Below are 7680 nucleotides of genomic sequence, written 5' to 3' on the forward strand. Positions count from 1 at the left end.
GACGACCCGCCACTCAGGCGGGGTCCGGATCACCCGCCTGATGCGCGCGCGCCGCCTGCCGCGCCAGGCGCCCGACGGTCAGGCCCTGCACGACGATGCTGAACACCACCACCACGTACGTCATCACCAGAAACAGGTCCCGGGCCGGACCAGCCGGGACGGTGAAGGCCAGCGCCACACTGATCGCGCCGCGCAGGCCGCCCCACACCATCAGGCGGCGCGTGACCGGCGGGAAGTCCGTGCCGCGCCGGAGCAGCAGGTACGGTCCCTGCACGCTGAGCACCCGGGCGAGCAGCACCAGCGGGATGGCCAGCAGGCCCGCCAGCAGCGCCTGCCCGCTGAAGGTCACGGCCACGATCTCCAGGGCCAGCAGCGCGAACAGCGCGATGTTCAGCAGTTCGTCCAGCAGGTGCCAGACACTGTCGAACCGCTCGCGGCTGGACAGCGCCCCGGGCCGCCGGTCCGTCAGCGACCCGACCAGCAGCCCCGCCGCGACCGCCGCGAGCGGCGCCGAGACGTGCAGGTGCGCGGCCAGCGCCGTGCAGACCAGCACCAGCCCCAGCGTGATCAGCACCTCGGTCACGAAGTCGTTCACGGCCCGCAGCGCGAGGTACCCCAGCAGCCCCAGCAGGCCGCCCAGCAGCAGTCCCCCAGCGGCCTCCTGCACGAAGAACACGCTGACGTCCACCCAGTCGGGTGACGCCTGACCGTGCCCGGCGCCCGCCAGGGTGGCCAGTACCGCGAACGCCACGACGCCCACCCCGTCATTGAACAGGCTCTCGCCCGCCACGAGCGTCTCGATGCGTTTGGGCACCCGCGCCTGCTTGAGCATGCCCAGCACGGCCACCGGATCGGTGGGGCTGATCAGCGCGCCGAACAGCAGACACAGCACCAGCGGCACGCTGAGGCCCAGCGCGCCCAGCAGCGCGAACGTGCCCAGTCCCACCAGCGCGATCGACAGGGCCGTACTCAGCAGCGCGAACGCCAGCACCGGCCCCCGCAGCGCCCACAGCGCGTGCGAGTTCACGCCGAGCGCCCCGGCGAACAGCAGGAACGACAGCACGCCCTGAAACACGAACTCGTCGAACTCCACGCTGCGCACCGCCTCCACCGTCGCCAGCGCCGCCGGCACCCCCGCCCCCGCCAGCAGGAGCAGCAGCAGGCTGACCAGCAGCCCGCCCACCGTCACGCCGATACTGGCGGGCAGTTTCAGGAACCGGGCGTTCACGAACGCCAGCGCGGCCGTCAGCGCCACCAGCACTGCACTCAGGTCCAGCAGGCTCACATGACCCCCAGGCGGTACGCCGCGAAGTACAGGCCCACGGCGAGCAGCACCGTCACCAGCGTGATCGGCGTCGCGTACCGCATGAAGCCCCCGAAACGGATCGGGTGCCCCTCACGGGCCGCGATATCCGCCACGACGATGTTCGCCGACGCGCCGATCAGGGTCAGGTTCCCGCCCAGGCACGCCCCCAGACTCAGCGCCCACCACAGCGGATCCATCCCCGCCCCCAGCGTCCCCTGCAACTCCCGCAGCACGCTGGCCATGCTGATCGTGAACGGAATGTTGTCCACGAACCCACTGATCAGCGCGCTGCCCAGCCCGATCAGCAGGATGCCGGTCCCGACGTCGCCGCCCATCGCGGCCGTCAGGGCGGTCGCCACCTGCTCGAACACGCCGGCGTGCTCCAGCGCGCCCACCACCACGAACAGCCCCATGAAGAACAGCAGCGTCGCCCACTCCACCTGCTCGAACAGCGCCACCGGATCGAGGTCCGCGATCAGCAGCAGGAACGTGCTCGTCGTCAGGGCGATCAGGCCCGCCTCCAGGCCCAGCGGGTGGCCGACCATGAACAGCACCAGCGTCACGCCGAACACCGCGAGCGCCTGCGTCATGAGTTTCCGGTTCACGTTCGGCGTGGGCGTGTCCCGCAGCGCCACCTGAAGCCGGTCCGCGGCGCCCGGACCGGTCAGGTCGCCGCGCCGCGTCATCAGCCACTGCATGAGGGCGATGCCCACCACGGTCGCGACCAGCGCGAACGGCGCGACGTTCACCAGGAAATCCCCGAAGCCCTTCCCGGCCACCGAACCGATGATGATGTTCGGCGGGTCGCCCACCAGGGTCGCCGTGCCGCCCGTGTTGCTGGCCAGGATCACCGCGATCAGGAACGGCACGGGCTTCAGGCCCAGGCGCGTGACGACCGTCACGACGACCGGCGCCATGAACAGCACGGTGGTGACGTTGTCCAGGAACGCGCTGAACACCGCCGTCAGGGCGCTGAAGATCCACAGCACCCGCACCGGTTCGCCCCGCGTGAGCAGCATCGCCCGGCGCGCCACCACGTCGAAGAAGCCGCTGCGGCTGAGCACGTTGACGATGTTCATCATGCCGAACAGCAGAAACAGCGTGTTGAAATCGATCGCGCCCCACGCCTGATCCGGCGCGAGCAACCCCAGCAGCATGACCGCGCAGGCGCCCAGCAGCGCCGCGACCGTGCGGTGGACGTACTTCTCGGCCAGGATCAGGACGTACGTCAGGATGAACAGCCCGATCGCCAGGGGCGCCTGCCACGCGGCGGGCAGGTGAATGAAGGTCCCCTCGTGCATCAGTGCCCCCTCAGCAGCAGGCCCGCCGCGAGCGCCAGGGCGCCCACCGCGGCCAGCAGCCCGAACAGCGTCAGCAGCAGGTGTCTCAGGGCCCGGCCGACCGGCTCGGGCGTCTCGTCTCGTGGTCTCTCCGTACGGTTCATCTGGCTCCTTCGTCACGGGGCGGCAGCACAACGGGGGAGACTGATCGCAGTCTCCCCCAGGTCGGTGTATGGTCACCGGCACCACCTCGTGATGTTCTCGCCGTCAGTGTACCGGGCGCGGCGCGCGCCGCGCTCTCACCGGTCCACACCGCGCCCCGGCCCCGTCACCTCACGCGCCCCCCGCAGCGGAACGCCGTCACGGTTCCTCTTCCTGCGCGCTCCAGCTGCCCCGCAGGAACGCGTGGTACCGCGCCTCCAGATCACTCCGGTCACCGGAGTTGCCCGTGTTCGCCCGCGCGTCCTCGATGGTCAGGTCCGCGTGGCGCCGCAGTTCCCGCCGCCGCGCCGGATCGGGCTCGCCCTCGGCCACGATCCGCAGCACGTCCAGCAGTCGCAGCGTCACGGCCGGACTGCCCCTGCCGTACTGGCGGATCAGGTGGAACATGCTGTCCAGCAGCCCCGCATAGGTGGTGACCGGGTAGACCAGTCGCAGCTGATGATCCCGGTACTCCACCCCGGGCGGCCAGGTGCGCCCCTGCAGGCGGCACAGCGCGTCCCCGAACCGGTCGATCACGTCGGTGGCCGTCACGGGATCGTTCACACCGGGACTGAGCGCCCGCGCGGCCACCTCCGCCAGCTGCCGGACCGTGAATTCCAGGTCCTGCCCGGCCACCCGCCTCGGCCCCAGGGTCAGTGCGGGCAGCACCCGGTCCGGCAGGTGCGGGACGCCCACCGCGACCGGCGTGTTCGGAAACACGTAGTCGCCGGGCCGCACGACGATCCGCAGGGCCACGCCCTCACGTTCCGCCGACGCGATCAGGGCGCCGGTGTCGAGCAGTTGCAGGTACCCGCTGTCCGGTGAGCGCAGCACCTCCCCACCCGCCCAGAACGCCTCGGGCGGCGCCGTGACCGCCGTGTCAGTGGACTTCTCCTGGGTGGCCCGGTCCAGCGCCCGGCGCAGGTCGTCGCGCAGCAGGTTCACGACGGCCGTCATGTTGATGCTGCGCGTCACGTGCGCCAGGAAGTACACCAGCGCGGCCACGCAGCACAGGGCGAGCCCCATGGCGACCGTGACGTTGTAGTGCGGCACGAACGGATTGTCCTCGCTGCCCTGCACGCTGCGCAGACTGAACAGCGTGAACGCGAACGTCGCGATGAACGTCCCCAGCACCGCCTGGTTGCCCCGGTCACGCGTGAAGTTGTCCAGCAGGCGTGGGCCCATGCTGCCCGCCGCGTACGACAGCGCCGCGATGGTGATGGAAAAGACCGTCCCGGCCACGCCGATGCTGCTGCTCGCCACGGCCGACAGCAGGCTGCGCGCGCCGCTCTCCCCACCCGAATACACCCACGTCAGGCCCACGGGGACACCGAACTGCTCCTCGAGTTGAATGCCGGCCCACGCCAGCAGCAGCGTGCCCAGCGTCATCACGGCCGGCAGGAACCAGAACTGCCCCGTCCACTCACTGACCCTCAGCCAGAAACGCGTCATGATCCCTCCACCGCCCCGCGCGCCGGCCAGCCCTCACGCGGCCGGGCGCGGTCCCCGCCGGACGCGTCCGTCTGATCGCGCCGCACCTGCTGCGTCGGGAGGGGCAGGTCGGTCCAGTCGCGCACCTCCAGGTTCACGCTGACCTCCGCAACGCTGTCGCCATACCCGATGCCGACGGCCAGACGCCGCCGGTCGCCCGCACCTGCATGTCCTCCACGGTGCCTTCAGGCTCACCCCTGACGATCCGATCCCCCATCCGGAAGGGCCGCGTGATCCGAATCAGCAGCCCCGCCCGCAGGTTCTGGAAGATGTCCTTGAACGCACACAGTGCCACGCCACTCACGCCCAGCGCGAACAGCAGCGGGCCGAGCAGCCCGTCGGGCAGACTGGTCAGGAGCGCCTGACATCTGGTGAGGATCGGTTCGACGTGCCAGTTCATGCGGGCACTGTAGAGGCGCGGCCCGCGCGGGCCGTGTGGCGGCACTGACGGGTTTCCCCATGATCGCCACCACAGCAGACCGGTTCACAGCCGCACGCTCACGTCGTGCGGGGGTTTGCTGCAGACCTCTGATGCGGGGCGGGCCGTGACCGCGCCGCGGGTCGGTGGCGCGCTTGCCTGGCGCGGCCGCGTGCGACATACTGCCGGGACCGCGGGCGCGGCGTTCCACCTGGAGTGACGCCCCCGACGATAACCGAATCCCGAAGTGCGCCGCCAGCGCGCCTTCCTGCGCAGTGGGCCCGCCGCCTGCTGCCGGTTGTCACGGCACCACAGAGGTGCATATGACCGCAATTCCGTTTCGTTTCAATCTGTCCCGGTACCGCCGCGAGTGGACCGCCAATCCCCGGGCGGACCTTCTCGCCGGGCTGGTCGTCGCCCTGGCGCTGATCCCGGAAGCCATCGCCTTTTCCGTCATTGCTGGCGTCGACCCGCAGGTGGGGCTGTACGCGTCGGTGATCATCGCGGTCGTCACGGCCGTGATCGGGGGGTGGCCCGGCATGATCAGTGCCGCGACCGGAGCCATGGCTCTGCTCATGACCGACCTGGTCCGGGACCACGGGCTGCCGACCTGTTCGCCGCGACGGTGCTGACGGGCGCGCTGCAGGTCGCGTTCGGCTGGGCCGGCCTGGCCCGCTCCCTGAAGTTCGTGCCGCGCAGCGTCATGGTCGGGTTCGTGAACGCCCTGGCGATCCTGATTCTCCTGGCGCAGCTGCCGCAGTTCGCCGGCGAGAACTGGCAGATGTACGCGATGGTCGGCGCCGGCGTGGCGATCATCGCGCTGCTGCCGCGCGTGTTCCGCGCGGTGCCGAGCGCGCTGGTGGCGATCGTGGTGCTCACGGTGGTGTCGGTGCGACCGGCGCGGACGTGCGCACGGTGGGGGAGATGGGGACGCTGCCGACGGCGCTGCCGTCCCTGGCCGTCCCGCCGGTTCCGCTGACCCTGGAGACGCTGGGCATCATCCTGCCGGTGGCGGCAACCCTGGCGCTGGTGGGCCTGATCGAGAGCCTGCTGACCGCGCAGCTGATCGACGAGCGGACCGGCACGTCCAGTGACAAGAACGTCGAGTCCCGCGCGCAGGGCGTCGCGAATATCATCACCGGCTGCTTCGGCGGGATGGCGGGCTGCGCGATGATCGGGCAGAGCATGATCAACGTGACCAACGGCGGCCGGGGGCGCCTGTCGACCCTGGTGGCCGGGCTGGGGCTGCTGGCGCTGATCCTGCTGCTGCAGCCTCTGCTGGTGCAGATTCCTTTGGCGGCGCTGGTCGCGGTGATGATCGTCGTGTCGGTCAGCACCTTCGACTGGGCCAGCGTCCGGACGCTGCGGGCCTCGCCGAGGGGGGAGACGGCGGTCATGCTCGCGACGGTGGGGGTCACGGTCGTCACGCACGACCTGAGCCGGGGGGTGCTGGTGGGGGTCGTGCTGAGCGCGCTGATGTTTGCCCGGACCGTGGCGCGCTCCGCGCAGGTGACGGCCACTGACGACGGGCGCGGCACCCTCACGTACCACGTGAGCGGTCCGCTGGTCTTCGTGAGTGCGCATGGGCTCCCGGAGCGGTTCGGGCCGGGGCCGGCGGCCGGGCGGGTGGTGATCGACCTGTCGGCCGCGCAGGTCTGGGACGCCTCGGCGGTCGCGGCGCTCGATCAGGTGCGGCGCGCGTTCCAGCGGCAGGGACTCCGGGTGGACCTTACCGGCCTGGACGGGTCGTCCGCCGCCCTGACGGGCCGCGCTGAACCGGACGCGCTGGGCGGACACTGACGGCCGGCGCCCCGCGCGGGCGCGGTCAGGAGGCCGGGCGGGCGGCGTCTTCGGTGCACAGCGCCGCGTTCAGGGCGGCTGCGGCCCGCGCTCCGCTGGCGGCGGCGAGCACCACCTGCTGCTCGCCGATCATGTCACCTGCGGCGTACACGCCGGGAACGCTGGTCTGGCCGGTCGCTGCGGTGACCGCCAGCAGGACGCCGGCCAGCGGCCCGTGGTCGGTGCGGGCGCAGCCGAGCTGGTCGGGCAGCCTGGAGCGCTGCGCCTGGCCGGGCGTGATGAACAGGGCGTCTCGGTCCAGGTGGGAGCCGTCCTGGAAGGTCACGGCGCGGCCGGTCCACCCGGTGACCGGCCGCTCGATGATGGGGACACCCAGGTGCGCGAGGGTGGAGCGCTGCTCGCCGGTCAGGTGGGCGGGGCCGTGGGTGAGCAGGGTCAGGTGCGGCGTCCACTGGCGCAGCAGCACGCTCCGGTGGTAGGCGAGGTTGCCGCCGCCGGGGATCAGGTCGGCGAGGTGCTGATCCCGCACTTCCCAGCCGTGGCAGTAGGGACAGTGGTGGACGGTGGTGCCCCAGCCCTCGCGCAGGCCGGGGAGGTCCGGGAGCTGGTCGGTGACGCCGGTGGCGAGCAGCAGGCGGCGCGCGTGGACGGTCTGGCCGCCGCCCAGGGTGACGGTGAAGTGCCCGGGGTGGGCTTCGGCCGTCTCGGCGGCGTCGGTGTGGAGGGTCACGGGGTAGGGGGCGAGCTGCTCGCGGGCCAGTCGGGTCAGTTCGAGCGGGGGCGTGCCGTCGCGGGTGAGCAGGCCGTGGGAGGCGTGGGCGGGGGCGTTGCGGGGGAGGCCATGGTCGAGGAGGAGGGTGTGGCGGCGGGCGCGGCCGAGGACCAGGGCGGCGTTCAGGCCGGCGCTGCCGGCGCCGATGACGATCACGTCGTACGACTGTTCTATTGATATCACATTATCAATAGAAGGGGCCTGGCGATCCGCGTCAAGCGCGCCGCTCACCATTGACCCCGCTCGCCCGTTCCGCACCGCGCCCGAAGGCCGGGCCGATCCGCGAACGCACGCGCCCGGCCAGCGGCGCACCACCGCCGTCCGAGGTCCTCAACGGAGCTCCTCACGCAGGCTTTTATCTTGACGCGAGGTCTGGAATCAGGAGTTGAAGAGCGAGCAGCGGATCAAGGGT

General features: G+C 71.4%; 10 protein-coding genes. 3 read left to right on the top strand and 7 right to left on the bottom strand.

What is annotated here, in order from left to right:
• Positions 1-13 precede the first annotated feature (13 nt).
• The 6 genes from IEY69_RS16785 to IEY69_RS16810 all read right to left on the bottom strand — a co-directional run bounded on the left by IEY69_RS16785 (position 14) and on the right by IEY69_RS16810 (position 4678).
• Positions 14-1285: a cation:proton antiporter gene (locus IEY69_RS16785; RefSeq protein ID WP_189074299.1), complete on the bottom strand. Its 1272-nt coding sequence runs from the start codon at positions 1283-1285 to the stop codon at positions 14-16.
• A complete protein-coding gene (locus tag IEY69_RS16790) occupies positions 1282-2607 on the bottom strand; it encodes an ArsB/NhaD family transporter (protein WP_189074300.1) in 1326 nt (441 codons plus the stop codon). The genes IEY69_RS16785 and IEY69_RS16790 overlap by 4 nt, the downstream gene beginning before the upstream one ends.
• A complete protein-coding gene (locus tag IEY69_RS16795; RefSeq protein WP_189074301.1) occupies positions 2607-2750 on the bottom strand; it encodes a hypothetical protein in 144 nt (47 codons plus the stop codon). Before IEY69_RS16795 ends, IEY69_RS16790 begins: the two co-directional genes overlap by 1 nt.
• Positions 2751-2946: 196 nt before the next feature.
• A complete protein-coding gene (locus tag IEY69_RS16800) occupies positions 2947-4239 on the bottom strand; it encodes a DUF2254 domain-containing protein (RefSeq protein ID WP_189074302.1) in 1293 nt (430 codons plus the stop codon).
• Positions 4236-4376 carry a hypothetical protein gene (locus tag IEY69_RS16805; protein WP_189074303.1) on the bottom strand — a complete coding sequence of 47 codons (141 nt, stop codon included), beginning with the start codon at positions 4374-4376 and terminating at the stop codon, positions 4236-4238. Before IEY69_RS16805 ends, IEY69_RS16800 begins: the two co-directional genes overlap by 4 nt.
• Positions 4373-4678 (bottom strand): mechanosensitive ion channel domain-containing protein, encoded by a 306-nt coding sequence (locus tag IEY69_RS16810; protein ID WP_189074304.1) that lies wholly within the window; start codon positions 4676-4678, stop codon positions 4373-4375. Before IEY69_RS16810 ends, IEY69_RS16805 begins: the two co-directional genes overlap by 4 nt.
• 341 nt (positions 4679-5019) lie before the next feature.
• Between IEY69_RS16810 and IEY69_RS22170 the strand changes: the two genes are divergently transcribed.
• From IEY69_RS22170 to IEY69_RS22180, 3 genes are read left to right on the top strand one after another with little or no spacing between them, the layout of a single operon-like run.
• On the top strand, positions 5020-5328 hold the full coding sequence (locus IEY69_RS22170) for a SulP family inorganic anion transporter (RefSeq protein ID WP_268243876.1): 309 nt from the start codon (positions 5020-5022) through the stop codon (positions 5326-5328).
• Positions 5322-5675, top strand: a complete 354-nt coding sequence (locus IEY69_RS22175) for a SulP family inorganic anion transporter (protein WP_268243877.1) — start codon at positions 5322-5324, stop codon at positions 5673-5675. The genes IEY69_RS22170 and IEY69_RS22175 overlap by 7 nt, the downstream gene beginning before the upstream one ends.
• Positions 5621-6496 carry a SulP family inorganic anion transporter gene (locus IEY69_RS22180; RefSeq protein ID WP_268243878.1) on the top strand — a complete coding sequence of 292 codons (876 nt, stop codon included), beginning with the start codon at positions 5621-5623 and terminating at the stop codon, positions 6494-6496. Before IEY69_RS22175 ends, IEY69_RS22180 begins: the two co-directional genes overlap by 55 nt.
• Positions 6497-6521: 25 nt before the next feature.
• Here the strand turns inward: IEY69_RS22180 and IEY69_RS16820 are convergent, their stop codons facing one another.
• On the bottom strand, positions 6522-7451 hold the full coding sequence (locus tag IEY69_RS16820) for an NAD(P)/FAD-dependent oxidoreductase (RefSeq protein WP_189074305.1): 930 nt from the start codon (positions 7449-7451) through the stop codon (positions 6522-6524).
• Between the last annotated feature and the right edge of the window lie 229 nt (positions 7452-7680).

Source organism: Deinococcus sedimenti (assembly GCF_014648135.1).
In the GTDB taxonomy this organism is placed as follows: domain Bacteria; phylum Deinococcota; class Deinococci; order Deinococcales; family Deinococcaceae; genus Deinococcus; species Deinococcus sedimenti.